Genomic DNA, 26704 nt, shown 5'->3' with positions numbered 1-26704 from the left:
GGGCGGCCGCCCGCACCGGCCCGCACGCCACCTCGCCCAGCGGGTGGGCCGGGCGGCCCGGCATCCCGACGACGTCCACGCCTACGCGGCCTCGGCCGACCGCGCCGGCCCGGCGCCGCCCGCGCCGACCTGCACACGCTGGTGCGCAGCCCGGGAACAACCACGGACGCCGGTCTGTTGTGAGTCGAGACGAGATGTACGCGGAGCAGGCCGGGAGGTGCGGGACGTGACACGTGTCCTCAGCCCCAGCCGCCGTACCGTCCTGCACTCCCGGCCGCACATCGACCTCCAGCGCGTGGCCGGCGCGCTCTGTTGTTCCTGACCAGTCGTCCCCGCCGCGCCCCTCTGCGGCGCGCCCTCGTACGGACCCTCAGGAAGGCACCACTGTGTCCTCATCTCCCGCCTCCCACCTGCACCTCGCCGTCGCCCTGGACGGCACCGGCTGGCATCCGGCGTCCTGGCGCGAGCCGGTCGCCCGCCCCCGCGAGCTGTTCACCGCCGGCTACTGGGCCGACCTGGTCGCCGAGGCCGAGCGCGGTCTCGTCGACTTCGTCACCATCGAGGACGGCCTCGGCCTGCAGTCCTCGCACCACGGCGAACCCGACGGCCGTACCGACCAGGTCCGCGGCCGCCTGGACGCCGTCCTGATCGCGTCCCGGATCGCGCCGCTGTCCCACCACATCGGCCTGGTCCCGACGGTGATCGCCACCCACACCGAGCCGTTCCACATCTCCAAGGCCATCGCCACCCTGGACTACGTCAGCACCGGCCGCGCCGGGCTGCGGGTACAGATCTCCGCCCGCCCCGACGAGGCGGACCACTTCGGCCGCCGCACCTTCCCGCCGGTCGACCTCGCGGAACTGCGGTCCCCGGCCGGACAGCAGCGGCTCACCGAGCACTTCGACGAGGCCGCCGACCACGTCGAGGCCGTACGCAGGCTCTGGGACAGCTGGGAGGACGACGCCGAGATCCGGGACGCCGCCACCGGCCGGTTCATCGACCGCGACAAGCTGCACTACATCGACTTCGAGGGCCGGCACTTCAGCGTCAAGGGCCCCTCCATCACCCCGCGCCCGCCGCAGGGCCAGCCGCTCGTCACCGCCCTCGGCCACCAGACCGTGCCCTACCGGCTGATCGCCCGGCAGGCCGACGTCGGCTACGTCACCCCGCAGGACGGCGCCGACGCCCGCGCGATCGTCGCCGAGATCCGCGCCGAACAGGAGACCGCCGGACGGGCCGGCGACACCGTGCACGTCTTCGGCGACCTCGTGGTCCTCCTCGACGACGACCGGGCCGCGGCCGTCGCCCGCAAGGAGCGCCTGGACGCCCTCGACGGTCGCGAACACATCAGCGACGCCCGGACCTTCACCGGTACGGCAGCCGAACTCGCCGACCTCCTGGAGGAGTTCGCCGCGGAGGGACTCACCGGCTTCCGGCTGCGCCCCGCCGTCCTCGGCCACGACCTGCCGCGCATCACCGCGGACCTGGTCCCCGAACTCCAGCGCCGCGGCCGCTTCCGCACCGCCTACGAGGCGGACACCCTGCGCGGCCTGCTCGGGCTCGCCCGCCCCGCCAACCGCTACGCCGCCACCGCCTGAGCCGGAAGGACCGCACCCGACATGAGCAAGCCGCTGAAGCAGATCCACCTGGCCGCCCACTTCCCCGGTGTCAACAACACCACGGTGTGGAGCGACCCGGCCGCGGGCAGCCACATCGAGTTCAGCTCCTTCACGCATTTCGCGAAGACCGCAGAACGCGCCAGGTTCGACTTCCTGTTCCTCGCCGAGGGACTCCGGCTGCGCGAACAGGGCGGGAAGATATACGACCTGGACGTGGTCGGCCGCCCCGACACGTTCACCGTCCTCGCCGCCCTGGCCGCCGTCACCGACCACCTCGGCCTGACCGGCACCATCAACTCCACCTTCAACGAGCCCTACGAGGTGGCCCGCCAGTTCGCCAGCCTCGACCACCTCTCCGGCGGCCGGGCCGCCTGGAACGTGGTCACCTCCTGGGACGCCTTCACCGGCGAGAACTTCCGGCGCGGCGGCTTCCTGCCGCAGGACGAGCGCTACGCCCGCGCCAAGGAGTTCCTCGCCACGGCCAACGAGCTCTTCGACTCCTGGCACGGCGACGAGATCCTCGCCGACCAGGCCACCGGCACCTTCCTGAGCGACGCCAGGGCCGGCTCCTTCGTGCACAAGGGCCCGCAGTTCGACATCCACGGCCAGTTCAACGTGCCCCGCTCCCCGCAGGGCCGCCCGGTGGTCTTCCAGGCGGGCGAGTCCGACGAGGGCCGCGAGTTCGCCGCGTCCGCCGCCGACGCGATCTTCAGCCGGTACGCCACCCTCGACGCCGGGCAGGCCTTCTACACCGACGTGAAGTCCCGCCTCGCCAAGTACGGCCGCCGCCCCGAGGACCTGCTGATCCTGCCCGCCGCCAGCTTCGTCCTCGGCGACACCGACGCGGAGGCCGAGGAGATCGCCCACCAGGTGCGCCGCCAGCAGGTCAGCGGCGCGACCGCCCTCAGGCACCTGGAGTTCGTCTGGAACCGGGACCTGTCGTCGTACGACCCGGAGGGCCCGCTGCCCGACGTCGACCCGCTCGTCGGCGAGGAGCACATCTCCCGGGGCCGCGCCCAGGTCAGGATGTACCGTGACCCGCTCGCCATCGCCCGCGAGTGGCGCGAACTGGCCGAGGCCAACAAGTGGTCCATCCGCGACCTCGTGATCAACACCGGCAACCGGCAGACCTTCGTCGGCTCCCCGGCCACCGTCGCCCGCACCATCAACGACTTCGTGCAGGCCGACGTCTCCGACGGCTTCATCCTGGTCCCGCACATCACCCCCGGCGGCCTCGACGCCTTCGCCGACACGGTCGTACCGCTCCTCCAGGAGCAGGGCGTCTTCCGCACCGAGTACGAGGGCACCACCCTGCGCGACCACCTCGGCCTCGCCCACCCCGACGAGAAGCGGAGCGAGCGGGTGGCGTCGTGAGGTTCCTGGCGATCACCCTGATCGTGCACCGCCCGGATCCGGTCACGGGGAGACGCAAGTCCACCCACGACCGGTTCCGCGAGGTCCTCGACAACGCCGTGCTCGCCGAGGAACTGGGCTTCGACGGCTTCGGGGTGGGGGAGCGGCACGAGCGACCGTTCATCTCCTCCTCTCCGACGGTCGTGCTCAGCCACGTCGCCGCGCTCACCCGGCGCATCCGGCTGTTCACCGCGGTGACCACGCTGAGCCTGCTGGACCCCGTCCGGGCGTACGAGGACTACGCGACCCTCGACCACCTCGCCGAGGGCCGCCTCGACCTGATCATCGGCAAGGGCAACGGCTCCGCCCAGCGCGAGCTGTTCCACGTCACGCCCGAGGACCAGTGGGACCGCAACGCCGAGAGCTACGAGGTGTTCCGGCAGCTGTGGCGTCAGGACAGGGTGACGGCGAAGACCCGGTTCCGGCCGGAGCTGACCGACGCCGAGGTCTGGCCGCGCCCCTACCAGCGGCCGGTCCGGGTCTGGCACGGCAGCGCAACCAGCAGGGAGTCCGTCGACCTCGCCGCCCGTCACGGCGATCCGCTGTTCTCCGCCAACGTCACCCACCCCGTCGAGCCGTACGCCGAACTGATCCGCCACTACCGGGAACGGTGGGAGCACTACGGCCACGACCCGGCGGACATCGCCGTCGGCGCGGGTACCGCGGGCCTCCTGGTGGCGCCCACCAGCCAGCAGGCACTGGCCGCCTACCGCCCGGTGTTCGAGGCGAACCTGGCCTTCTTCCGGCGGGCCGGGCTGCCGGTCGTCTTCGAGACCCTGGAGGACTTCGTGGCGCGCAGCTCGGCGCTGATCGGCAGTCCGCAGCAGGTCGTCGAGAAGGTGCACCGCTACCACGAACAGTTCGGGCACACCGTCCTGCACCTGCACGCCGACGCCGGGGGGCTGACGGACACTCAGCACCGCAACTCGCTGGAGCTGTTCCAGTCGGCGGTGGCTCCGGTCCTGCGCAAGGACATCCCCGACCCGCCCTTCCCCTGGGCGCCCGTCGACCCGGCCGCCGAGGAGCCCGCCCCTGTCTGACGTCCCGGCACACGGGTGTGGCCGCGAGACGTCTCCCTCCCCCGAAGGTGACGTCTCGCGGCCGCTTCCCCCCCCGGCGCCGGACAGTCGTCCGACCTCCGCGTCGCGGTCCGTGCTCTCACCAGCACATGACCGCTGTCTCCCCCGACCCCCACGTGGAATGGAGACGGACGCGGACGGCATAGCGGCGGCCCTTGACGAGCCTGACCCTGATCCTGGTGTTGTGCGGGGTGCCTCCGTCGTCGTGGCCGGCGAGGTAGCGCGGTTCCCCGTCGCGCTCCTCGAAGACCACGACGACGGAGTCGCTCTCCCCGAAGGTGCCCACGCTGTAGACGCGGGTCTCCGGCGGCTCCACGGCGAAGTCGGCCTGCCCACCGGGCGCCAGGCTGAGCGGCGCCGAGCGGAACGGCACCAGCTCGGCCGGCGGTTCGGCCGGCGGGTACCAGCGGAGCACGAACTCCTTGTCCGCCGGGGACAGCGACCCCGGCGGGTACAGGCCGTTGTGGTACTGCTCCGGCTCCAGGACCAGCCCCGGACCGAACGGGAACTGCATCACGGACTGCGGATCCCACACCGAGCCGTTGGCCTCCGCCGGATCCAGCGCGCGCAGGATGTTGCAGTCGGTCCGGTCCCGGCTCCAGTGGTTCGGCGGTCCTGCCAGGTCGGCGTAGACCGCCTCGTCGTCCCAGTGGACGCCCGCGAACGGGCTCTGGTGCTCGTGCCGCATCCCGAGCACGTGCCCGATCTCGTGCAGCGCCGTCCAGCGCCCGCCGGGCTCGGTCAGGTCCCAGCCCAGGTTCATGGTGCGCTCGCCCGCCCCCACCGAGAGCGCGTCCCGGCCCACCGCCGACCAGGACCCGTCCCCCGGCTGGAAGCCGATGCGCAGCTCCGCCTCGCACCGGTCGAGGACCTCGGCGAACGTCACCCCGATGCCGAGGTCCTGCCACTCCCGGAAGGACGCGCGCACCACGTCCCGCTGCTCCTTCGCCCCCGCCCACGGCACCCGGCGGGTCTCCCCGGTCCCCGGGACCGGGATCACCGAGGCGTCCGTGTCGGCGTCGAAGAAGAAGTAGTGCAGGACCGTGCCGTTGACCCACATCCGCCGCCCGCCGACGAGCGCGCCGAGCCGCTCGGCGGCCAGTCCCGGCGCGAACGCCGGAGCCGACTGCTGCGGAAGCGAGCAGTAGCGTCGGGTCATGCGCCCAGACTGCCGTTCGACCCCGCCGCACGCCTGAGTCGGAAGCTACTCAAGTCCCCCTGTATCAGAGCTGAGTAACGCGGCTCATACTCACGTGACGACTTACGGACGGGATGCGCGAACCCTCGAACTGCCCTGGCCGTTCACCGGCCGGGAGGACGAACTGGAGCTGGTCAGGCGGGCGTCGGTGGCCGGCCGCCAGGGTGTCGTGGTGACCGGCCCGGCCGGCATCGGCAAGACCCGGCTGATCACCGAGGCCGTCCGCGGCACCGACTGCGTCCGGGTGACCGGCACCCCCGAGACCGGCGCACTCCCGTTCGCCGCGTTCGCGCACCTGCTCTCCGACCGCCTCTCGCTGCCCGGCGCGGTCCAGCACCTGTCCGGGGTACGGCTCCTGGTCGTCGACGACGCCCACCTCCTCGACGAGGCCTCGGCCGCCCTCGTCCACCAGCTCGCCGCACACGGCCGCACCCGACTCGTGGTGGCCGCCGTCGGCACACCGGCCGTTCCCGGCGCGGTCTCCCGGCTGTGGACCGGGGAACTCCTCACCCACCTCGCCCTGGAACCCCTGCCGTACGACGAGACGGCCGCGCTGCTCGCCGGCGGCGGCCTGGAACCGCTCACCGTGCGCCGCCTGCACCGGGTGTGCCGGGGCGACCTGCGGCTGCTGCGCGACCTGCTCGGCGCGCTGCGCGAGTCCGGCCCGCTGACCCGCGTCCCGGACACCGGCGAGTGGGCCTGGCGCGGTCCGCTGCCCCGCACCGCGGCCGTGCGGGACCGGATCGCCGCCCTGCTGGACGGGCGGGGGCCCGGCGACCGCGACACCCTCGAACGCCTCGCCTTCGCCGAGCCGTTGCCGCTCCACCTCGACGACGCCCCCGACCTGGCGGCTCTCGAACGGCTGGAGAACGACGGCCTCGTCCACGTCGACGACCGGGGCGCCGTCCGCCTCGCCCACCCCCTGCACGGCCCGGCGCTGCGTGCCTCGGCAGGCCGGCTGCGGGCCCGCCGGTCGGCCCGCACCCCGGAGCAGTGCGAGCCGGCCCTGAAGGACGAACAGGAGCAACTGGAGGAGCGCATCGAACAGTTGGACGTACGGGAGGTGCCGGCCCCGGTGGGGGAGTGGCTGGCGGGGGGAGACCTGCCCGTACCGCCCGGGTACGCGGCCGTGCGTGCCCGGTACTCGTGGCTTCGGGGGGAGCTGCGAGAGGCGGCGGCGTGGGCGAGGGAGGGACTGCGGGCGGCGCCGGGCGACGCCGCCTGCCGTACCGAACTCGCCCGTGCCGCGGCCGAACGGGGGGGAGCCGCCGTAGTGCGCGGGGACGGGGGTCTCGCGCACTACGGCGCCGTACGGCTCGGGGACCCCGAAGGGGCGGCGGCGGGCGCGGCGCGGCTGGACGGCGTGCTCGGCCGGCACGCGGCGGCGGTCGCCCGCGGTGCCGGACCCGCCCTGGACCGGGTCGCCGAGGAGCTGACGGACCGCGGTCTGCTGCTGTTCGCGGCCGAGGCCCACGCCCAGGCGGTCCGCGCCCACCGCGATCCGCGTGCCGCCCGGATGTCCCGTACCCGCGCGCTCGCCCTCGCCCGCCGCTGCCAGGGCGCCCGCACCCCGGCCCTGTCCGGCCTGGTGCTCGGCGAACTCACCGCCCGTCAGCGCCAGATCGTCACCCTCGCCGCCGCGGGCCTCAGCAACCGGCAGATCGCCGAACAACTGACCCTGTCCGTACGGACCGTGGGCAACCACCTCTACAGCGCCTACACCCGCCTCGGCGCCGGCGACCGTACCGCGCTGCCGTGGCTGGTGGCACAGCCGGACCGGTGGTCGGCCTAGCGGGAAGCGCCCAGCCGCGTGCCGCGGTCCTTCTCGGTGGCGACGGCGGTCGCGGACAGCAGCGTCGCGGCGGTGAGGGTGCCCCAGAGGGCGGCCGGGCCGCGGGAGCCGAGCGCGGTGATGACCGCCGGGGAGACGGCGAGGCCGAAGCCCGTGGAGAGCTGGAAGCGGGCGAGGGCGCGTCCCAGGACGGGGGCCGGGGCGAGGGCGGTGACGAGCGCCGTGGCACTGCCGGCGTAGATGATCTCGCCGAGGGTGCAGACCACGGACACCGCCGCGACGGCCGGGGCACTCCAGCCGGGTCCCAGGGAGGCCGCCGCGAGGAACCCGAGGTAGGACGCGGCGAGCACCACGCCGGCGAGCGCCAGCACGGCCCGCCGGGGGAGCCGGGACGTCAGGACGGTGACGGGCACCTGCAGGGCGACCACCAGCACGGTGTTGGCCACGAAGACGGCCGCCGACCACACCGGGGACGCGTGCAACTGCGTCACCAGGACCAGCGGGAGCGCGATTTCGGGGACGTTGAGGCAGAAGACGTAGACCACGTTGCCGGCCAGCAGCGCCCGCATCCGGGGTGCGGGCCCACCGGTGCCGTCCCCGGCCGGGGCGGTGGCCGGACGCGCACGCAGGCGCACCGACCGTGCCAGGGCCGCCGCGACGAGATAGGCGAGTCCGGTGCCGGCCGCCAGCGCCCGCAACGCGGTGGTGCCGCCCGCCAGGCAGGCGGTGGCGAGGAGGGCGCCCACGCCCAGCCCGGCGTTGCGCAGGGCGCGGCCGCCCGCGAGCGCGGCGTCGCGTTCGCGACCGTCGGCGACCGTCGCCACGAGAGCCGCATGGGCGGCCGGCCAGGCCTGGTTGCCGATGCCGAGGAAGAGTGCCGCCACCGCGAACGGCCCGGCGTGGCCCGCCGGGCCGGCCAGCAGCAGGACCACGCCCACCACCCGTACCAGCATCGACGCCGCCACGACCGCGCTGCGCGCGCCCCGGTCCAGCCATCGGCCGACAGCGGGCATGCACGCCAGCCCCACGACGACGCCGGCCGTCATGGCGATACCGGTCGCCGACGCGGACAGCCTGAGCACCGTCACCCCGTAGAGCAGCAGAAAGGGCCGCAGCAGGCCGGTGCCGAGCGCGTCCACGGCCAGGGCGACGGCATAGCGGGGGCCTCCCGACGCACGGACGAGAGCGCGCGGCTGGATCCTGGTGATGGTTGCCATGGCGTCAACGGTGCGTACGGCCGCCGGGACGGCCACGTCGATTGACGAACACCGTCAACCCACGACGGCGGCGGCTCTCCGACCGGCGATGATGAGGGGATGACGCTGAGGATCGACATCGCGGGCCTGCCGTCCGGGCGACTGCGGTTCGCCGCCTCCCCGCTGGCCGAGCTGACCGCGATGCTGCACGTGCTGGCCGAACCCGCACACCACCCGCAGCTCGCCGGCTGGGCCGCGGACGTCTGGGCCGGGCTGCCGCCGGAACTGGCCGAGCGCCTCCGGGAGGCGGAATTCCTCTGGCGTTCCTCCCGGGCCGACTTCCTGGTCCCCGCCCGCCCCCGGGCGACGCTCGCCGAGGAACTCGACGATGTGGACCGGATCGACGACGAGACCTATGTGACCGCCGCGCTGATCACCACGTGCGGCAGCAACCGGGTCCACTTCACCGGGCCGTCGCCGCTCGCCGACCCGACGGCGCGCGAGCGGGCCCTGGAGCTGGCGCAGGCTCGCGGTGCGCTCCAGGAGGCCTTCGCGGAACGGCTGCTCGCGGACCCGGCCGCCGTGCGGGCCCGGGTGCGTGACACCCTCGAGCAGTTGCCCGGGGCGTTCTTCGACGCGGCCTGGACGGGTGTCGCCGTGCAGCTCGCCACCGACCTGCGCCTGAAGAACGACCTGCTGAAGCGCCAGGGCCTCGGGGCGGCGCTCGCGTCGGTCTCCGGCGCCGTCACCCTCGCGCCGGACGGCGACTGCATCGTCGTCGACAAGCTGCAGGACAACGCGACCGCCGCCCACGGCACCGGGATCACCTTCCTCCCCAGCGTCTTCGGCCGGCCGCATCTGGTCGCGGTCCACGCGCCCGGGTGGCAGCCGGTGCTGCAGTACCCGGTGGCCGAGGCGAGTCCGTCGGAACCGGTGTCGTTGGAAACGGTCACGCTGAGGCTGGAGGCACTCGCGCACCCGGTGCGGCTGCGACTGCTGCGCACCCTGGCCCGTGGCCCGCACACCACCGGTGAACTGGCCCAGGCGTGGGAACTCACGCCGCCGGAGGTCTCCCGCCACCTCGCCGTCCTGCGCCGCGCGGGCCTGCTCACCGCCCGGCGGCAGGGCCGTTACGTCCGCTACACCCTGGATCTCCCCGATCTGGCGGCGCTCGGCGCCGACCTGCTGGCGGCCGTCCTGCGCTGACGGCTTCGCCGGCCCATGCCCCCGCCGAAGCCGAAGCCGATGCCGATGCCGACACAGACGCCGATGCCGACGCTGCCCCGTTCCTGGCCCTGGCCCAGGCCGCCCGGCCCCCGGCTCAGGCCGCCCCGAACGCGGCGAACGCCCACCCCGTCGCCTGGTGGAGGGCGTCGCCCGGCAGAGCGGCCCGGGCGTCGCGCAGGGCCTCCGCCAGCGACAGCCCGGCGCCCAGACCCTTGTGCAGGGCCAGCATCAGCGGAACCACGGCCGCGTCGTTCACGGGGGCGCTGCTGGCCACCACTCCGGCCGTGCCGAGCGGCAGCAACGCCGTGACCAGGCCGAGGAGTTCGTCGGCGCCGACCGAAGCCAGCCGGGCCGTGTCGCAGCTGGAGAGGATGATCCGGTAGGGGCTGCGGGCAAGACGCTCGAAGTCGTGCACGATCAGCGGGCCGTCCGCCATCCGCAGCGAGGAGAACAGCGGACTGTCGGCGCGGAACGTGCCGTGCGCGGCGATGTGGGCGAGCGCGGCGCCGTCCAGCTCCTCCAGGACCCGCGGGACCTGCGCCTCGGCGTGCTCCAGGATCCGCGCCGCCGCGTACCGGCCCGCCACCTCGGGCACCTCCGCGCCGCCGGTCGCCAGCCCCGGCCCGCGGACCAGCACATGGCGGCCGCCCGGCGGCGGCTCGGTCTCCCGGGCCCGCAGCCAGCTCGACGCCGACGGCGAGACGCTGAGCACCCGCTCCCGGAGAGAGGGGAGCAGGGCCCAGGGGACCCGGTGCAGCGCGCCCGGCGGGACGATCACCACCGGACCGGAGCCGAGCTGCTCCGCCGCGGCGCCCAGCAGCAGCCCCTCCAGCCGCCGGCCGGCGGCCTCCACCACGGGCAGCCGCCCCTCCGCACCCGGGTGCGCGAGCCGCCGCAGCCCCGCCTGGACGTGCTCCGCCTCGGCGACCGCCTCCGCCAGCAGACCGCCCGCGAAGCGCCGCACCCGGCCCTGACCGCACAGCAGGACGTGCACCCGGCCGTCCAGGACGGCGAGTTCGACCAGCCGCGAGTCGCCGAGCCGGTCCAGCAGGCGGGCCGGGTCGAAACGGGCGCCGCCGCCGGGGGCATCGCCCCGGGTGTGGTGGGTGCGGGCGCGGATCTCCCGTTCCAGACGCCGCTGTTCACGCTCCAGGGCGGGCACCGGACGGCGCTCCCGGCGGGCCTCCTCCGCGCGGGACGCGATCTCCCGGAACGCGGTCAGCGAGGCGAGCAGGGCAGGGTCGGCGGGCGGCCGGGTCGGCGGAGTGGACAGCACCGTGGCCCGCCAGCGCTCACTCCACTCCAGGAGCCGGCGCGGACCGCCGTGCGCGAGGCTCGCCTGCTGGGCCAGCGCCGCCAGTTCGGCCCCCTGCGCGGTGGCCCGGGCCCGCAACTCCGAGGCGCCCAGGGTCATCCGGTGGTCGTCCAGCACGTCGAGGCCGCGCCGGCACGCCTCCAGGACGCCACGGCGCGAACCGGCCGCCCGCGCCCGGAGCGCCTGTGCCGCCCAGCCGGTCATCCGGGCCAGCGGCGGCCCGACGTGCCGGCTGCGCGCGGCCACCGCCAGATGCCGCTCCGCGTCCGCCGTCCAGCCCAGCGCCAGCGCGATCCGCCCGGCGAGTAGCGAGGCCTCCGGCGCGGCCGGCGCACCGAAGGACGCCAGCCGCTCGGCGACCGCGGCCGTGTCCTGCACCAGCCGCCCCGATGCGGCCCCGCCCGCCACCCGCGCCTCGATCAGCACCAGCCGCGCATGGGTCTCCCACCAGCTCCGCCGCTGCCCCGAGAAGAGCCGTACGGCGACCGCGGCACGGGCGACCGCGGTCTGCGCGTCCCCGGTGGACAGCGCCGACCGGGCGGCGGTCAGCAGCAGTTCGGCCTTGCGGGTGGACTGCCCGCCGATCCGGTCCAGGGCCGCGATCGCCGCGTCCGCCTCGGCCAGCGCCTCCGGGGCGAGACCGGCCGCCATCAGCACCTCGCAGCGCGCGATGTACAGCATGAACGGCGGCGTGCCCAGCTCGTCGTAGCGCTCCTTGGCCTCCGCCAGCAGCCGCAGTGCCGCCGGGATGTCACCGGCGCGGAACGCCGCCAGGCCGCGGCTCTCCACGGCGACCGCCTTGTCGTGCTCCTGGCCCGTCGTCTCCCACAGCGCCTCCGCCGCCGTGAAGTCCGCGTCCGCCCGCTCCACCGCGCCGAGCGCCAGATGCACCGTCGCGCGCAGACTCAGCGCCCGCGCGGTCCAGATGACGTCGTCGGCCTGCCGCAGCACCGGAATCGCCCGCCGCAGGTCCTCCAGAGCCTCCCGGTGCCGGCCCAGCACCCACCCGGCGAACGCCCGCCGGTACAGCACCCGCGCCCGGGTGTGCCCGTTGCCCCGGTCCACCCCGCGGTCCAGCACGGTCAGCCCCTGCCGCGTTCGCCCCGCGTGCACCAGGGCGACCCCGAGGGTGCCGAGGACGTCCGCCTCCCGATCCGCCGAGTCCGCGCGCGCCGCCCAGTCCCGGGCCCGGCGCAGATGGTCGAGGGCCACGGCCAGGTCCCCGAAGTCCCGCTGCCAGATGCCGATGACCTGGTGCGCGACGGACGCGTCCAGCGGCGACGGATCGGCCCGCAGGACACCCTCCGCCCGCGCCAGGGCCTCGCCCGGGGCGGCGAACACCATCGGCAGGAGTTCCGTAACCGAATCGCTTCCCGCACTCACCCCTCGGATGGTAGTGGCCTGGGCATACATGCCCCACAGGTTTGACGCTGTATCAAGCGGCGGTCTCGCGAGTCTGACTGAAGAACGCCGTTTCTGGGGGAGGAGACAGGCCATGGCACCACAGCGATTCCATGAGCAGTTCGAGCAGATCCAGCGCTCCATGCCGGACGTCCCACTGGCGATGGGGCCCGACGACGCGGCCGAGTTCCTGTACGAGAAGGGGGTGGTCCTCGCCCGCGACGGCGAGGAGGCCCGGATCGTCGAGGACACCGTGCGGGCCCACTTCACCGCCACCGCCGGCCTCGTCGCCGACCACGTGGGCCGGACCGGACCGGAGACCAACCGCACCGGGGTCACCCGCATCCGGGTCGACGACCCGAGCCACCGCGACCGCACCGCCGACCCCGCCGTCGGCCACGCGCTGCGCGCCCTGCGGGAGACCGAAGGCCGCGCCGGCCGTCGCCTGGTCAGCCGTAACCACGTGGTGTCCACCACCCCCAACGCCAACTCCTGCAATCCCTGCGAGCCGCTCCCCGCCCTGCTCACCCAGGCCCCCAACCCGGCTCCGTCGGAGGGCGGTTACGACCCGGACACCGCCGTCAGCGTGCTGGTGATGGACACCGGCCTGGTGCACGACTACCGCAGCTACCCGCTCCTCGCCCGCGTCCAGGGCGACCCGCAGCTCAACGAGACCGACGCCGACGGCGTCCTCCAGCAGTACGTCGGCCACGGCACGTTCATCGCCGGACTCGTCGCCGCCCTCGCCCCGAACACCGACATCACCGTCACCAACACCCTCAACGACGCGGGCGCCATCCTGGAGTCCGAGTTCGGCGCCCGGCTCTTCGAGGCGATCGACCAGCACGGCTGGCCCGACATCATCAGCCTCTCCGCCGGTACCCCGAACGGCAGCGCCGACGGACTGCTCGCCGTCGAGGCCTTCATGGACGCCCTGCGCGAGCAGCGCACCCTGCTCGTCGCCGCCGCCGGCAACAACGGCAACGCCAGCCGCTTCTGGCCCGCCGCCTGCGCCGACCTGCCCGGCTACGAGGACACGGTCCTGTCGGTCGGCGCACTGCGCAGCGACGGCGAGTACGGCGCCTGCTTCACCAACCACGGCGGCTGGGTCAAGGTCTACGCCCCCGGCGAGCAGCTCATCGGTGCCATGGCCGGCTTCGACGCGCCCGTGCCGTACGTGTACCAGCACACCACCTACGACGCCTGCCGGTTCGGCTTCACCTACGCCTGCACCTGCCAGTACCCGCGCCACACCGGCGTGTTGACCGACACCGGGACGACCGGCCCCGGCAAACCGGACCAAGTGATGTTCGAAGGGTTCGCACAGTGGAGCGGAACATCGTTCGCCACCCCCATCGTGGCCGGCCTCGTCGCCGACCGGATGACCACGCTCAAGGAGTCCGACCCGCGCGCGGCGCGGGCCCAGCTCCTGGAGAGCATCACGGAGTACGCGGACGTGCGCGGGGTCCACGTACCGGCGCTCCGCCCGGCCGGCTGGCAGCCGGCGCCGGTGGTGACGCTGCCCACCACGGCCTGAGTTCCGGAACACCCCCCTCCACGGCGTACCATGACTTGCCGTACACGAGGGGTGGGACCGTGGACCGAGCAGAGGTCGGCGCGCTGGTCCGGGCCGCCGTCGACGGCGACGCGGCGGCCTGGAAGGCGCTCGTGGAGGGGCTGAGCCCACTGGTGTGGTCCGTGGTGCGCGCGCACCGGCTCTCCGACGCCGACGGGCACGAGGTGTACCAGACCGTGTGGTTCCGGTTCGCCCAGCACCTGGGCCGCATCCGGGAGCCCGACAAGGCGGGCTCCTGGCTGGCCAGCACGGCGCGCAACGAGTGCCTGAAGGTGATCCGCGGCCTGACCCGGCTGCTGCCGACCGACGATCCGCAGGTCCTGGACCGGGTCAGCGAGGACCGTACGCCCGAACAGTCCCTGATCGACGCGGAGGACGCCGCGGACGAGGCCGAGCGGATCCGTCTGCTGTGGCAGGAGTTCGAGGAACTCGGCGACCGGTGCAGGCAGTTGCTGCGGGTCCTGATCGCCTCGCCGCCGCCCAGCTACGTCGAGGTGTCCGTCGCGCTGGGCATCGCCGTGGGCAGCATCGGCCCCCTGCGCCAGCGCTGTCTGCGCCGGCTGCGGGCCCGGCTCGACGCGAGGGGTGCGGTGTGAGCGACGACGGATTCCCGGTGGACGAGGCCCTCGACGGGGTTTCGGGCGACGCAGGTTTCGACGCGGACCTCCTGGAGGAGGAGCTGCGCGGGGCGGCCGCCGTCCTCGACCCGCTCCCGGCCGACCTGCTCCAACTGGCCATGGACGCCTACCTGCTGCACGACCTGGACGCCCGGGTGGCCGAGCTGACCTTCGACTCACTGGTCGACGCGATCCCGGTCAGGGGTGCCGAGGACCCGCCCCGCATGCTGACCTTCCAGGCGGGCGAGCTGACCGTGGACGTCGAGGTCACCGAGGAAGGACTGCTCGGTCAGCTGCTGCCCCCGCAGCCGGCGCGCATCGAGGTGCTCGGCGGCCCGGCCGCGGCGCATCCGCTCACGGCCGACGCCCTGGGCCGCTTCGCCGCGGACACCCCGCCCACCGGCCCGTTCGCGCTCCGGCTGCGGACGGGTGGGGACGTGATCGTGACGGAGTGGCTGCGGGCGTGAGGCGTCACCAGGTGACGGGCAGCGTCCGCGGCCCGCGGATCATGGTCTTGCGCCGCCACTCCACCGCCTCGGCCGGCACCGCGAGCCGCAGCTTCGGCAGCCGGTCGAGGAGGGTGTCGACCAGCAGTTCGGTCTGCAGCCGGGCCAGGACCGCGCCCGTGCAGTAGTGCGTGCCGTGGCCGAAGGCCAGGTGCGGGTTGGGATCGCGGTCCGGCACGATGCGGTCCGGGTCGGGGAAGACGGCCGGGTCCCGGTTGCCGGCGAGGTAGGAGACGTAGACCGGGTCGCCGGCCTGGATCCGGGTGCCGTCGCTCAGCTCGACGTCCTCCAGGGCGATCCGGGCGAGCCCGACCGTGCTGCGGTGCGGGATCCACCGCAGCAGCTCGTCCAGGACCGGGCCGCGCTCCGCCGGGCGCTCGCGCATCCGCGCCATCAGTTCCGGCCGGGTCAGCATCAGGAACAGCATCTGCCCGCAGTTGTGGGTGACCGCCTCGCCGCCGATCTGCAGCGGCCCGGCCAGTCCCACGGCCTCCTCCTCGCCGACTTCGCCGCGGGCCACGGCGGCCCCGAGCAGCGTGTACACGTCCTCGCCGGTGCCGCCGGCCCGCGCGCGCACCGTTTCGGTGATCCATCCGTACAGCCCCTGCTTGGCCGTTTCGGCGGCCCCGGCACCGCCCGAGGTGGAGATGATCTGCCGGGTCCAGGCGTGCACCCGTTCCCGGTCCGCCTCCGGCACCCCCATCACCTCGCTGACCACGGTGATCGGGAACGGCTCCAGCACCCGCTCGATGAGATCGGCGGGCGGCTCGTCCCGCAGGACCCCGTCGACCAGGCCGTCGAGGATCTCCTGCGCGCGGGGCCGCAGCCGCTTCATCGCACCGACCGTGAAGGCACCGGCGAGCGGCTTGCGCAGCCGGTTGTGGTCGGGCTGGTCGGCCCAGGCCAGCGAGCCCGGACGGGGCCCGAAGTGCGGGGCCAGGCGGGTCACCTGGCGCCGGGTGACCTCGGAGCGGCTGAACCGCGGGTCGTTGGTGACGGTCCTGACGTCCTCGTGGCGGGTCGCGAGCCACGCCCAGCCCTCGCCGTGCGGCAGCCGGATCCGGGTCACCGGTCCCTCTCTCATCAGGGCCGCGAGGACGGGGTCGAAGTCCGTCCCCGCCAGTTCGAGCGCGGGCCAGTCCCGCACCGGCGGCGCCGCCCCGCACCCCGGAGGAGGGAGCGGCCCCGCCGGCGCGGGCCCGCCCGGCTCCGTGGTCGTGGCGGGCGCGTTGGTCTCCGTGGTCATGCCTCCACGGTCGTACGGCCCTCACCCCCGTGTCCTGCCGGAGTGCTCCAGCCGGAGGGTCAGCGTCCGGCGGCGTCCACGAGGGCGGCGAGGGCGACGGCGAGCCGGTCCACTCCCGGGCCCGCCGCACCACCGGGCTCGGTCATGTAGAGGTCGCGCCGGATCTCGACCATCAGCGCGGCCACCCGCGCGTCCGTCCCGTAGAACTCCAGCGGTACGTAGGTCCCGGCGAACGGGCTGTCCAGCCCCGTCTCCCCGCATGCCGCGAAGGCCTCGCGGGCCGCCTCCGCCAGTTCGGCGGGCGTGTGGAAGGCGTCCGTGCCCAGGCACACCGGCGGCCGGGGTCCGGCGCCGTGCAGTTCGTAGGGCAGCGCCCGGGTCGGATAGGAGTGCACGTCGATGACCACGGCCCGCCCGGTCGCGGCCAGCCGCCCGGCGACCGCCTCCGTCATCGCCCGCGCGTACGGCCGGAAGTACCGCTCGACGAGCGGCCCGGGGTCGTACGGCTCGTCCCGGAGGACGTCCCGGTGCGTGGTCCGCGTGTACACCGCGCCCATCCCGGCGGCGAGCATCTCCTCCCGCTCGTCCGGGAACCGTTCCGGATCCACCACCAGCCGCGACAGCCGGTTGACGAACCGCCAGGGCGGCACCGCGGCCAGCGTGGCCGCGGCCGCCGCGATCTCGGCCGTGTGCGCGTCCGTGATGTGGTCCAGCTCCTGCTCCAGGGCGGCGTCGTCGAGCACGATGCCCGCCCGGACACCGGCCGGGACCGCCCGCGCGGAGTGCGGCACGTGAAGGATCACGGGCGACTCGTCGGCGCCGGGCAGGAGGGCGTACGAGGGCTGGGACACGGGCGGCTCCGGGTGCGTTGTCCGTGACGGCGTACAGGACAGGACCACGGTGTCACACCGGCGGGCCGGCACCGTCCCCACGGGCGCTCGGCGGGTGACGGCGGGCGGGGGAGCGGAGCCGGACGCGGCTCCGCCCCGGCGGGCGGGGTGCCTGCCGGGGCGGAGCCGGTGACGGGGCGGCCCGGAGGGCCTGGCGGGCCTAGAGGGCCGCGAGGGCCGCGTTCCAGGTGGCCGACGGGCGCATGACCGCGTCCGCCTTGGCCTTCTCGGGCTGGTAGTAGCCGCCGATGTCGGCCGGGGAGCCCTGGACGGCGAGCAGTTCGTCGACGATCTGCTGCTCGTTCGCGGTGAGCGTTTCGGCGAGCGACGCGAACGCCTTCGCGAGCTCGGTGTCGTCGGTCTGCTTCGCCAGCTCCTGCGCCCAGTACAGGGACAGGTAGAAGTGGCTGCCGCGGTTGTCGATGCCGCCGACGCGGCGGGTCGGGGACTTGTCCTCGTCGAGGAAGGTCGCCGTGGCCCGGTCGAGGGTGTCGGCGAGCACCTTGGCGCGGGCGTTGCCGGTGAAGTCGGCGTACTGCTCGAAGGACGGCACCAGGGCGAAGAACTCGCCGAGGGAGTCCCAGCGCAGGTAGTTCTCCTTGACCAGCTGCTGGACGTGCTTGGGCGCGGAACCGCCGGCGCCCGTCTCGAACAGGCCGCCGCCCGCCATCAGCGGGACGACCGACAGCATCTTGGCGCTGGTGCCCAGCTCCAGGATCGGGAAGAGGTCGGTCAGGTAGTCACGGAGCACGTTGCCGGTGACGGAGATGGTGTTCTCGCCGCGGCGGATGCGCTCCACCGACAGCTTGGTGGCCTCGACGGGGGAGAGGATCCGGATGTCCAGGCCCTCGGTGTCGTGCTCCGGCAGGTACTGCTGGACCTTGGCGATCAGCTGCGCGTCGTGGGCGCGGCCCTCGTCCAGCCAGAAGACGGCCGGGTCGCCGGTCGCGCGCGCGCGGGTGACGGCCAGCTTCACCCAGTCCTTGATCGGCGCGTCCTTGGTCTGGCAGGCGCGGAAGATGTCACCGGCGGCGACCGGCTGCTCGATCACGACGTTGCCGGCCGCGTCGACCAGGCGGACCGTGCCCGCGGTGGCGATCTCGAAGGTCTTGTCGTGGGAGCCGTACTCCTCGGCCTTCTGTGCCATCAGGCCCACGTTCGGGACCGAGCCCATGGTGGACGGGTCGAAGGCGCCGTTGGCCCGGCAGTCCTCGATCACGGCCTGGTAGACACCGGCGTAGGAGGAGTCCGGGATGACCGCGAGGGTGTCGGCCTCCTGGCCGTCCGGGCCCCACATGTGGCCGGAGGTGCGGATCATGGCCGGCATCGAGGCGTCGATGATGACGTCGGAAGGCACGTGCAGGTTGGTGATGCCCTTGTCGGAGTCGACCATGGCGAGGGCCGGGCCCTCGGCGATCTCGGCGTCGAAGGAGGCCTTGATCTCGGCGCCCTCGGGCAGGTTCTCCAGGCCCTTGAGGATGCCGCCCAGACCGTCGTTCGCGCTGAGGCCGGCCGCCTTGAGGGTCTGGCCGTACTTCGCGAACGTCTTCGGGAAGAAGACGCGCACCACGTGGCCGAAGATGATCGGGTCGGAGACCTTCATCATCGTGGCCTTCAGGTGCACGGAGAACAGCACGCCCTCCTGCTTGGCGCGGGCGATCTGCGCGGCCAGGAAGTCGTTGAGCTGGGCGACGTGCAGCACGGAGGCGTCGACGACCTCGCCCGCCTGGACGGGTACGGACTCCTTGAGGACCGTCGTGGTGCCGTCCTCGGCGACGAGCTCGATCCTCAGCTTGCCGGCCTCGGAGATCACCGCGGACTTCTCGGTGGAGCGGAAGTCGTTCTCGCCCATGGTGGCCACGTCGGTCCTGGACTCGGAGGTCCAGGCGCCCATGCGGTGCGGGTGGGTCTTGGCGTAGTTCTTCACCGAGGCGGGGGCGCGGCGGTCCGAGTTGCCCTCGCGCAGGACCGGGTTCACCGCGGAACCCTTGACCTTGTCGTAGCGGGCGCGGATGTCGCGCTCCTCGTCGGTCTTCGGGTCGTCCGGGTAGTCCGGCAGCGCGTAGCCCTTGCCCTGGAGCTCGGCGACGGCGGCCTTGAGCTGCGGGATCGACGCCGAGATGTTCGGCAGCTTGACGATGTTGGCCTCGGGCGTCTTGGCCAGCTCGCCCAGCTCGGCGAGCGCGTCCGCGATGCGCTGGTCCTCGTTCAGGTACTCCGGGAAGACGGCGATGATGCGCCCGGCCAGCGAGATGTCGCGGGTGTCCACGGCGACACCGGCCTGCGAGGCGTACGCCTGGATCACCGGCAGGAACGAGTGCGTCGCGAGGGCCGGGGCCTCGTCTGTGTAGGTGTAGATGATGGTCGAGTCAGTCACCGGGTGCTCCGCTCCACGTCTGCAACATTGCTCGACATCAAGATATCTCGTGATCGACCCGTGCTCGACAGGGGTCCGCGACTCGGAAGATCCGGTTGTCCGGTTGTCATGCGACGGGCAACCGGATCGGTCAGAAGCGTGGTCAGGACGAATGAGCCATCACCGACCCGGTGGACCGGACCGACCACCCGGCCCGCCCGAGCGAAAGCGGACCATGAGATATCGCACCAGAGTGACGGCCCCGGCGGCCGCCCTGCTCGGCACGGCGACCGTCCTGGCCACGGGGGCCCCGGCCCTCGCGCGTCCCTTCTCCGCGGGGGAGACAAGCGGCGACGCGAGGACCGGGGGCAGCACACCCGTTCCGGGTTCCGAGACGCTCGGCGACCCGGTCTACCCGGCCCTCGGCAACGACGGCTACCGGGTCCGCGCCTACGACCTCGACCTCGCCTACGACGCCACGACCCGCCTGGTCGACGCCACCGCGACCCTGCGCATCCGCACCACCCAGGACCTGTCCCGCTTCTCCCTGGACGCGCTCGGCCTGGACATATCCGCCGTACGCGTGGCCGGCCGGGACGCCGCCTTCGAGCAGGCCGACGAGAAACTGCGGATCACCCCGGCCCGGCCGCTGCGCGAGTCGGCCGACGTCACCGTGTGCGTGACCTACTCGGCGGACCCACGCCGCGCCCTCGCGCACACCGCCTGGGTGCCGACCCCGGACGGCTTCGCGATCTGCCCGCAGCCGAACTCGGCGCACACCGTCTTCCCGTGCAACGACCACCCCTCGGACAAGGCCGACTTCACCTTCCGCCTCACCGTCCCGAGCGGGCTGCGGGGCGTCGCGAACGGCCTGCTCACCTGCACCGAGGAGCTGCCGGGCGACCGGACCGCGTACTCCTACCGCTCCCGCGCGCCGATCGCCACCGAACTCGTGCAGATCACCGTCGGCGACTACGTGGTCAGGGACCGTCCGGGCCCGCACGGCCTGCCGCTGCGGGACGTCGTCCCCACGGCCCGCGCCGCCGCCCTGGAACCGGCGCTCGCCCTCACCCCGGGCCAGGTCGCCTGGCTGGAGGACCGGCTCGGCATCGCCTTCCCGTTCGAGACGTACGGCCTGCTGCCCTGCAACTCCGACGACCCGGACGCCTTCGACTTCACGGGCCTGGAGACCCAGACCCTCACCCTCTACAAGCCGAACTTCCTGCTCCAGCCGGAGGCGAAGATCGGCTCGCACATGATGCACGAGCTGGTCCACTCGTACTTCGGCAACATGGTCTGCCCCGCCACCTGGACCGACCTCTGGCTGAACGAGGGCCACGCCGACTTCTACGGGCTGCTCTACCGCTACGAGCGCGGCTGGCCGGACTCCCTGGGCCTCACCACCATGGAGGCCCGGATGAAGGACACCTACGCCCGCGGCGACCAGTGGCGCCACGACTCGGGCCCGGTGGCCGCCCCGAACGAGGCCGACCTCTTCGACGACCAGCGCTACCTCGGCGGCGTCCTGGTCCTGTACGCCTTCCGCGAGTTGGTCGGCGAGGACGCCTTCCACGCGGTCGAGCGCACCTTCCTGGACCGCTTCCGGTACCGCTCGGCGTCGACGGCGGACTACATCGCGGTGGCCACGGAGGTCACCGGCCAGGACCTGTCCGGCTTCCTCCGTGACTGGCTCTACGGCACCACGACCCCGCGCATGCCCGGCCACCCCGACTGGACCGTCACCCCGGTGACCCCGTCCCCGGCCACTCCGCACAGCCTGCGCGGCGGCCACCACCACGACAACTCGGCCACGCTCTGAGGCGCAGGCAGAGGGCTAGTCGGTGACCGGCACCTCCCCGCCGGTGCGCTGGTGCGGGATCACCACGGCCCCCTGCTGGAGCGCCACCGTGCGGGCCGGTGCCGGTATGCGGATGCCCTCCTCGCGGTAGCGGCGGTGCAGGCGCTTGATGAACTCGTGCTTGATGCGGAACTGGTCGCTGAACTCGCCGACGCCGAGGATCACCGTGAAGCCGATCCGCGAGTCGCCGAACGTGTGGAAGCGGATGGCGGGTTCGTGGTCCGGCACCGCGCCGGTGATCTCGGTCATGGTCTCGGCGATCACCTCGTGCGTGACCCGCTCGACGTGGTCCAGGTCGCTGTCGTAGGCCACACCCACCTGCACCAGGATCGTCAACTGCTGCTCGGGGCGCGTGTAGTTGGTCATGTTGGTCTTGGCCAGCTGGCCGTTGGGGACGACCACCAGGTTGTTGGAGAGCTGGCGGACCGTCGTCTGGCGCCAGTTGATGTCCACGACATAGCCCTCCTCGCCGCTGCTCAGCTGGATGTAGTCGCCCGGCTGGACGGTCTTGGAGGCGAGGATGTGGATGCCCGCGAAGAGGTTGGCGAGCGTGTCCTGGAGGGCGAGAGCGACCGCCAGACCGCCCACGCCCAGGGCGGTGAGCAGGGGTGCTATGGAGATGCCCAGCGTCTGGAGCATCACCAGGAAGCCGATCGCCAGGACCAGCACCCGGGTGATGTTCACGAAGATGGTGGCCGAGCCGGCCACCCCGGAGCGGGACTGGGTGACCGACTGCACGAGCCCGGCGATCACCCGCGCCGCCGACACCGTCACCGCGAAGATGAGCAGCACCTGGAGGCACTGGTTCGTGTGGTGCTGGACCGTCCTGGTCAGCGGCAGCACCGCCGCCGCGGCCGCCGCCCCGCCCGCGAGCGCGGCCCACGGGACCACCGTGCGCAGCGCGTCCACGATGACGTCGTCACCGCTCCAGCGGGTCCGCTTCGCGTGCCCGGCCAGCCAGCGCAGCATCCCGCGCGACAGAAAGGCCAGCAACAGGCCCGCCGCGAGGGCGATTCCGGCCAGAACCAGGTCATCGACGGTGAGCGCTCGGTTCACCGGTTACCTCCCATTCGGTTGTGCAACCGCTCATCCTGCCGTATCCGCAACGCTGTTCGGACCGGCGCCCGTCCGCGCGAAGACCGTGCGGAGCCTGTCGATTTGCTGTCGATGTTCGGGGTGCGACTAGCGCTGCGCCGCCGGGAGGACTTGGCTTCTGCGCTGGCTCACCCGCACGTCTGCTCCGGCCCCCACCCCCATCGGAAGGCAGGCACAGTGCACCAGGAACAGCTCGACTACCTCGTCGTCGGAGCCGGTCCCGCCGGACTCCAGCTCGGTCAGCTCCTCCAGGCCGCGGGGCACCGCCACCGCATCCTGGAGAGCGGCAGCACGCCGGGCACGTTCTTCCGCACCTTCCCCCGGCACCGGAAACTGATCTCCATCAACAAGGTCCACAACGGCACCCAGGATCCCGAGCTCAACCTCCGGATGGACTGGAACTCGCTGCTGTCCGACGATCCGGGCCTGGCGTTCAAGCACTACTCCGGGCGCTACTTCCCGGCGGCCGACGACCTCGTGCGCTATCTCGCCGACTTCGCGGAGGCGTTCAAGCTCGACATCGCCTACGGCACCCGGGCGGTCCGCATCACCCGCGACGACACCGGGTTCACCGTCACCGACCAGCACAGCACCGAGCACCGCGCCCGCCGGCTGGTCATGGCCACCGGGGTGTCCCGGCCGTACATCCCGGACGTACCCGGCATCGAGACGGCGGAGCAGTACCCGGACGTCTCCGTCGACCCCGACGACTTCACCGACCAGCGGGTCCTGATCCTCGGCAAGGGCAACTCCGCGCTGGAGACCGCTGACAACCTTGTCGAGACGGCCGCCGTGATCCACGTGGCGGGACCGCACTCCGTCAAACTGGCCTGGAACACGCACTTCGTCGGCCATCTGCGGGCGGTCAACAACAACTTCCTCGACACCTACCAGCTCAAGTCGCTGAACGCCCTGCTCGACGGCAACGTCGAGGCCATCGAACAGGACGGCGGCCGCTACCGCGTGCGGTTCAGCTTCTCCCGCGCCGACGAGGTCGTGAAGGAGCTGGTCTACGACCGGGTGATCGTCTGCACGGGCTTCCGCTTCGACGCCTCGCCGTTCGACGAGCGGTGCCGGCCCGAACTCGTCATCAAGGACCGCTTCGCGGCTCTGACCCCCGCCTACGAGTCTGTCAACGTGCCCGGCCTCTACTTCGCCGGAACACTGATGCAGCAGCGCGACTTCAAGAAGTCCACCAGCGGTTTCATCCACGGATTCCGCTACGCCGTGCGGGCGTTGAGCCGCATCCTCGACGAACGTCACCACGACCGGCCCTGGCCGCACCGCCCGCTCACCACCGATCCGGCCGCCCTCGCGGACGCCGTGGTGGCGCGCGTCAACCGCAGTTCCGCGCTGTGGCAGCAGTTCGCCGTGATCGGCGACCTGATCGTCACCGCCGACGACGGCACGGCCCGCTACTACGAAGAGGTCCCCGTCGACTACGCGCACATGAGCGAACTCACCAGGAACCGGGACTACTTCACCGTCACGCTGGAGTACGGACCCGACCACGACAAGGTCGACCCCTTCGACATCACGGTCCGCCGCACCGCGCAGAACTCGGTCGACGACGCCTTCGACGCGTCCTACCTCCACCCCGTGGTCCGCCACTTCCGCGGCGGCAGCCTGCTCGGCACCCACCATCTGGCCGAGAACCTGGAGAACCACTGGGACGACCCGGGCGTCCACCGCGCCCCGCTCGCCGGCTTCTTCAGCCGTGAACCGGGCTCCGGACCGCGGACCGGCGCGGCGGTGAGGCAGCCGTGATGCTCAGCGCGAAGGACTTCGAGACCGCCGCCCGCGACCGCCTCGACCCCGTCCACGCCGACTTCGTCGCCGGCGGCGCCCGCGACGAGATCACCGTACGGGCCAACGAGGAGGCGTACACCCGGCTGCGGCTGCTGCCCCGCGTGCTGCGCGGCCGCGCGGTGCCGGACCTGGACGTCACGCTCTTCGGCGGGCGGGCCCGGACGCCGGTGCTGCTGTCGCCCACCGCCTTCCACCGACTTGTCGACCCGGAGGGCGAGTTGGCCACCGCCAGGGCCGCGGCCGCCGCCGGCGCGATCATGATCGCCAGCATGGCGTCGACCGTCGCCGTCGGCGAGGTGGCCGAGGCGGCCCGCGCCGCCGCCGCGCCCGGCACGACCGTGCCGCTCTGGTTCCAGCTCTACCTCCAGCCGGACCCCGGCATCACCGAGGCCCTGGTCCGCCGGGCCGCCGACGCCGGCTGCACCGCCCTGGTCGTCACCGTCGACTCCCCGGTGCTCGGCGCGAGCGAACGCAACCGGCGCAACGGCTTCCACGACCTGCCCGCCGGCCTGCGCTGCGAGAACCTCGTCGACCTCCGCGACGGCGAACGCGGGCACGTCCGCCAGATCGAGATGTCCCCGGAGTTCTCCTGGGACCACATCACCCGGCTCCGCGAGACCACCGGCCTGCCGATCCTCCTCAAGGGCGTCCTGCACCCCGAGGACGCCCGGCTCGCCGTCCGCCACGGCGTGGCCGGCCTGCTGGTGTCCAACCACGGCGGCCGCCAGCTCGACACCGTCCCGGCCACGTTGGAGGTCCTGCCCGAGATCGTCGCGGCCGTCGCCGGACGGATCCCGGTCCTCCTGGACGGCGGGATCAGACGCGGCACCGACGTGGTCAAGGCGCTGGCGCTCGGTGCCCGGGCGGTGGGCATCGGCCGCCCCGTGATGTGGGCCCTGGCCGCCGACGGCGAGAAGGGCGTACGGCGGCTGCTGGAGCTGCTGCGCGAGGAGATCGAGGACGCTCTCGCCCTGTGCGGCGTGGTCGGCCTCGACGAACTCACCCCGGATCTGGTGCGCCCGGCCTGGTCGGGACGGCACTTCGGCGGAGCTGCCTTCGGCGGAGCGGGCGGCGGAGCTGCCTTCGGCGGAGCGGCCTCATGAGCGCCGCCGACTGGGCCGCCGACTGGGCCGTCGTCGCGGCCGCCGTCGCCCTCGCGGCGAGTCTGCCGTACTGGCTGCCGCGCGCGGTGGTCGCCCTCCGGGTACGGATCTTCGCCCGCGTCAACGGCGAGGAAGGCATCGCCGCACCCGGCCGCGACGTGCCCGCCGAGGAGTTCAAGCAGGTGTACGGCCACCCTGCGGCCAACGGCCGCAGCCGGGGCGCCGCCCTGTCCGACCTGTTCTGGTACTGGCTCTCGCCCGGTCCCGAGGTCCACCAGGAACACCTGGAACCCGGCCCGCGCTACGACGACGTGGCCCGCACCACCCGGCAGATCCTCGCCGGGCCGTCCCGCGCCGAGTGGACCGGGCTGGTCGGCCGCTGCACCCGGCAGGTGCTGGACGAACTCGGCGGCGGAGAACGTCTGCTCAAGGTCCGGCTGCGCGATCTCATGATGCCCGTGTGGGCCTCGGTCTACTACGAGGTCGTCTTCCGCGGCCCCTGCCCGCGCGAGGTCCGGGACCTGATCACCGGCAACGCCGACGACGTGGTCAGCGCCCTGAAGTGCACCCGGCTGCGGCACCTGGACCGCCGCGCCCTGCTCACCGCGTACCTGCGCGAACGGCTCGCCCACGACCCGCCGCCGGTGCCGCTGCCCGCGCTGCTCACCGAGCGGGAGCGGGCGTTCTACCTCCAGGGCACCTTCTTCAACACGGCCGTGGTGCAGATGTCGGAGGCCATGGCCCACCTGCTGCTCGCCCTCGCCACCCACCGGGAGGTCCAGGACCACCTGGCGTCCGCCGGGCCCGACTACCTCGACCACGTCATCGACGAGACCCTCCAGCACTTCCCGCTGTTCGGCGTGGCGCACCGGATCACCACGGGCGAGATCCCGCGCGACGGCCGTCCCGCCATCCCGCCGGGTTCGGTCCTGCTCTTCAACTACCCCGAGTACCAGCGCTCGGGCACGGCCGGGGCCGAGCGCTTCGACCCCGGCCGCTGGCTGACCAGGGAGACCCGGCCGACCGCCTCCATCCCGTTCGGGGTCGCCGCCAACCGGCCCTGCCCGGCCCGCGGCTTCGCCGTACTGACCATGCGGGTCGCGGCCGAGGAGGTGCTGCGCCGGTTCCGCCTGGAGTCGTCCGCCGAGCACACCCGGTCGCTGCCCAGCCGCGGTCCCTGCCTCCTGGTCCCACGCGCGGACACCGGATCGCCCCGGCCGCGACTGCGGCTCGCCGCGATGCGGGTCGCCGACCACTGGGCGAACGTCCCGCGCAGCCTCACCCAGCTGGTCCTCGGCACCTACATGGTCTGGGACGCCCGCCGCCAGGGGCTGTGCCGCAGCTACTTCGCCGCCGCGCCCGGCGGTTCGTCCCCGTCCGTCGTCGGCAGCCGGTGAGGGGGCGACGT

At 73.3% G+C, this 26704-nt stretch carries 20 protein-coding genes; 13 read left to right on the top strand and 7 right to left on the bottom strand.

Features of this window, described 5'->3' with window-relative positions:
• The first annotated feature begins 226 nt into the window (after nt 1-226).
• The 4 genes from AB0472_RS14400 (at nt 227) to AB0472_RS14385 (ending at nt 4072) form a co-directional block, all read left to right on the top strand.
• Nucleotides 227-322, top strand: a complete 96-nt coding sequence (locus tag AB0472_RS14400; protein WP_350785419.1) for a putative leader peptide — start codon at nt 227-229, stop codon at nt 320-322.
• Between the two features lie 64 nt (nt 323-386).
• Nucleotides 387-1598, top strand: a complete 1212-nt coding sequence (locus AB0472_RS14395) for an LLM class flavin-dependent oxidoreductase (protein WP_366356446.1) — start codon at nt 387-389, stop codon at nt 1596-1598.
• 21 nt (nt 1599-1619) lie between these two features.
• Complete coding sequence (locus AB0472_RS14390) at nt 1620-2993, top strand: NtaA/DmoA family FMN-dependent monooxygenase (RefSeq protein WP_366356445.1); 1374 nt, start codon at nt 1620-1622, stop codon at nt 2991-2993.
• The gene (locus AB0472_RS14385; protein WP_366356444.1) at nt 2990-4072 is read left to right on the top strand and encodes an LLM class flavin-dependent oxidoreductase; all 1083 of its coding nucleotides are present in this window, start codon (nt 2990-2992) and stop codon (nt 4070-4072) included. The genes AB0472_RS14390 and AB0472_RS14385 overlap by 4 nt, the downstream gene beginning before the upstream one ends.
• Before the next feature lie 118 nt (nt 4073-4190).
• Here the strand turns inward: AB0472_RS14385 and AB0472_RS14380 are convergent, their stop codons facing one another.
• Entirely contained in the window at nt 4191-5270 is a 1080-nt protein-coding gene (locus AB0472_RS14380) for a M12 family metallopeptidase (protein ID WP_366356442.1), read from the bottom strand.
• A gap of 94 nt (nt 5271-5364) precedes the next feature.
• Here AB0472_RS14380 and AB0472_RS14375 point away from each other — a divergent pair, with 94 nt between their 5' ends.
• Nucleotides 5365-7101 carry a LuxR C-terminal-related transcriptional regulator gene (locus tag AB0472_RS14375; RefSeq protein WP_366356440.1) on the top strand — a complete coding sequence of 579 codons (1737 nt, stop codon included), beginning with the start codon at nt 5365-5367 and terminating at the stop codon, nt 7099-7101.
• Here the strand turns inward: AB0472_RS14375 and AB0472_RS14370 are convergent.
• The gene (locus AB0472_RS14370) at nt 7098-8318 is read right to left on the bottom strand and encodes an MFS transporter (RefSeq protein ID WP_366356438.1); all 1221 of its coding nucleotides are present in this window, start codon (nt 8316-8318) and stop codon (nt 7098-7100) included. The genes AB0472_RS14375 and AB0472_RS14370 overlap by 4 nt on opposite strands.
• Before the next feature lie 99 nt (nt 8319-8417).
• On the opposite strand from AB0472_RS14370, the gene AB0472_RS14365 reads away from it, so the two are divergent.
• Complete coding sequence (locus tag AB0472_RS14365; RefSeq protein WP_366356436.1) at nt 8418-9503, top strand: helix-turn-helix domain-containing protein; 1086 nt, start codon at nt 8418-8420, stop codon at nt 9501-9503.
• Between the two features lie 115 nt (nt 9504-9618).
• Here the strand turns inward: AB0472_RS14365 and AB0472_RS14360 are convergent, their stop codons facing one another.
• Complete coding sequence (locus AB0472_RS14360; protein ID WP_366356435.1) at nt 9619-12222, bottom strand: CHAT domain-containing tetratricopeptide repeat protein; 2604 nt, start codon at nt 12220-12222, stop codon at nt 9619-9621.
• A gap of 112 nt (nt 12223-12334) precedes the next feature.
• On the opposite strand from AB0472_RS14360, the gene AB0472_RS14355 reads away from it, so the two are divergent.
• Genes AB0472_RS14355 through AB0472_RS14345 form a run of 3 tightly spaced genes read left to right on the top strand, consistent with a single transcriptional unit; the run spans nt 12335 to nt 14900 of the window.
• A complete protein-coding gene (locus tag AB0472_RS14355) occupies nt 12335-13777 on the top strand; it encodes a S8/S53 family peptidase (protein WP_366356433.1) in 1443 nt (480 codons plus the stop codon).
• Entirely contained in the window at nt 13774-14412 is a 639-nt protein-coding gene (locus tag AB0472_RS14350; RefSeq protein ID WP_366356555.1) for a sigma-70 family RNA polymerase sigma factor, read from the top strand. The genes AB0472_RS14355 and AB0472_RS14350 overlap by 4 nt, the downstream gene beginning before the upstream one ends.
• 17 nt (nt 14413-14429) lie before the next feature.
• Complete coding sequence (locus tag AB0472_RS14345) at nt 14430-14900, top strand: hypothetical protein (protein WP_366356553.1); 471 nt, start codon at nt 14430-14432, stop codon at nt 14898-14900.
• Between the two features lie 4 nt (nt 14901-14904).
• Here the strand turns inward: AB0472_RS14345 and AB0472_RS14340 are convergent, their stop codons facing one another.
• From AB0472_RS14340 to AB0472_RS14330, 3 genes are all read right to left on the bottom strand, one after another.
• Nucleotides 14905-16185 (bottom strand): cytochrome P450, encoded by a 1281-nt coding sequence (locus tag AB0472_RS14340; protein WP_366356431.1) that lies wholly within the window; start codon nt 16183-16185, stop codon nt 14905-14907.
• A gap of 59 nt (nt 16186-16244) precedes the next feature.
• Nucleotides 16245-17036: an N-formylglutamate amidohydrolase gene (locus tag AB0472_RS14335; RefSeq protein WP_366356430.1), complete on the bottom strand. Its 792-nt coding sequence runs from the start codon at nt 17034-17036 to the stop codon at nt 16245-16247.
• 199 nt (nt 17037-17235) lie between these two features.
• Nucleotides 17236-19452 carry an NADP-dependent isocitrate dehydrogenase gene (locus AB0472_RS14330; RefSeq protein ID WP_366356428.1) on the bottom strand — a complete coding sequence of 739 codons (2217 nt, stop codon included), beginning with the start codon at nt 19450-19452 and terminating at the stop codon, nt 17236-17238.
• A gap of 214 nt (nt 19453-19666) precedes the next feature.
• Here AB0472_RS14330 and AB0472_RS14325 point away from each other — a divergent pair, with 214 nt between their 5' ends.
• On the top strand, nt 19667-21250 hold the full coding sequence (locus tag AB0472_RS14325) for a M1 family metallopeptidase (protein ID WP_366356426.1): 1584 nt from the start codon (nt 19667-19669) through the stop codon (nt 21248-21250).
• A 15-nt stretch (nt 21251-21265) separates the two neighbouring features.
• On the opposite strand, the gene AB0472_RS14320 is transcribed toward AB0472_RS14325, so the two are convergent.
• Complete coding sequence (locus AB0472_RS14320) at nt 21266-22345, bottom strand: mechanosensitive ion channel family protein (protein WP_366356425.1); 1080 nt, start codon at nt 22343-22345, stop codon at nt 21266-21268.
• Nucleotides 22346-22561: 216 nt separating this feature from the next.
• On the opposite strand from AB0472_RS14320, the gene AB0472_RS14315 reads away from it, so the two are divergent.
• The 3 genes from AB0472_RS14315 to AB0472_RS14305 are packed head-to-tail and all read left to right on the top strand — an operon-like array spanning nt 22562 to nt 26693.
• Complete coding sequence (locus AB0472_RS14315) at nt 22562-24151, top strand: NAD(P)-binding domain-containing protein (protein WP_366356424.1); 1590 nt, start codon at nt 22562-22564, stop codon at nt 24149-24151.
• Nucleotides 24151-25296 (top strand): alpha-hydroxy acid oxidase, encoded by a 1146-nt coding sequence (locus AB0472_RS14310; RefSeq protein WP_366356422.1) that lies wholly within the window; start codon nt 24151-24153, stop codon nt 25294-25296. The genes AB0472_RS14315 and AB0472_RS14310 overlap by 1 nt, the downstream gene beginning before the upstream one ends.
• Entirely contained in the window at nt 25293-26693 is a 1401-nt protein-coding gene (locus AB0472_RS14305; protein ID WP_366356420.1) for a cytochrome P450, read from the top strand. Before AB0472_RS14310 ends, AB0472_RS14305 begins: the two co-directional genes overlap by 4 nt.
• Nucleotides 26694-26704 lie beyond the last annotated feature (11 nt).

The organism is Streptomyces sp. NPDC086777 (assembly GCF_040702065.1).
In the GTDB taxonomy this organism is placed as follows: domain Bacteria; phylum Actinomycetota; class Actinomycetes; order Streptomycetales; family Streptomycetaceae; genus Streptomyces.
The sequence above is the reverse complement of the archived record's forward strand: the minus strand, read 5'-3'. Positions and strand labels throughout refer to the sequence as shown.